The sequence below is a fragment of the Mesorhizobium sp. M5C.F.Ca.IN.020.32.2.1 genome (assembly GCF_004023105.1).
Taxonomy (GTDB): Bacteria; Pseudomonadota; Alphaproteobacteria; order Rhizobiales; family Rhizobiaceae; genus Mesorhizobium; species Mesorhizobium wenxiniae.
On record NZ_RZSX01001549.1, the window covers coordinates 1 to 640 of the forward strand.

Sequence of the window (640 nt, forward strand, 5' to 3'; positions counted from 1 at the left end):
CCAGCGTGCCCTCGACCTCGCCGCGGAAATATTCGGCCGCGCCGTCGGGAAAGGCCAGGCAGATGACGGCGACGAAGCGGCCCTTACGCTGCGCAGGCGCAACCGCGCCGACTTCCTGCAACGCCACTTCCGCTCGCTGCATCGCCATGCCGAAATCGCGGGACCCGTCCGGAGCCTCGGCCCAATTGGCGGTATAGACGCCGGGCGCCCCGCCCAGAGCATCGACACACAGGCCGGAATCGTCCGACAATGCGGGCAGGCCTGTCGCCTTGGCGGCGGCAAAAGCCTTGAGATAGGCGTTCTCCTCGAAGGTGGTGCCGGTCTCGTCCGGCTCCGGCAGGCCGTATTCCTTGGCCGACTTCGCTTCTATGCCGAATGGCGCCATCAGATCGGCGAACTCGCGTAATTTGCCGGCATTGTGGCTGGCGACGACGATCTCATGTCCATCAAGCGAATGCATCAGATGCCCCAGATTCTTGGCTCGGCGAATTCGATCGAATTGCCGGAGGGGTCGCGAACATAGATCGAGCGGCCGCCTTGCGGCCATTCGAACTCGCTCTCGATGGCGATCTTCTTCTGCTCAAGATGTGCTTTCCAGCGCACGATCTCGTCCGCGCTTGCCGCAAAGCAGAGATGGCCG

1 protein-coding gene and 1 pseudogene are annotated in these 640 nt (G+C 63.6%); both read right to left on the reverse strand.

From position 1 onward, the window contains the following. Positions 1–460: non-canonical purine NTP pyrophosphatase (locus tag EOA86_RS37360; RefSeq protein ID WP_281035750.1), on the reverse strand; the 460-nt coding region annotated here is incomplete at its 3' end. Beyond that, a pseudogene (locus EOA86_RS37365) lies at positions 460–640 on the reverse strand (glyoxalase/bleomycin resistance/extradiol dioxygenase family protein); the annotation flags it as partial. The pseudogene EOA86_RS37365 and the gene EOA86_RS37360, both read right to left, overlap by 1 nt.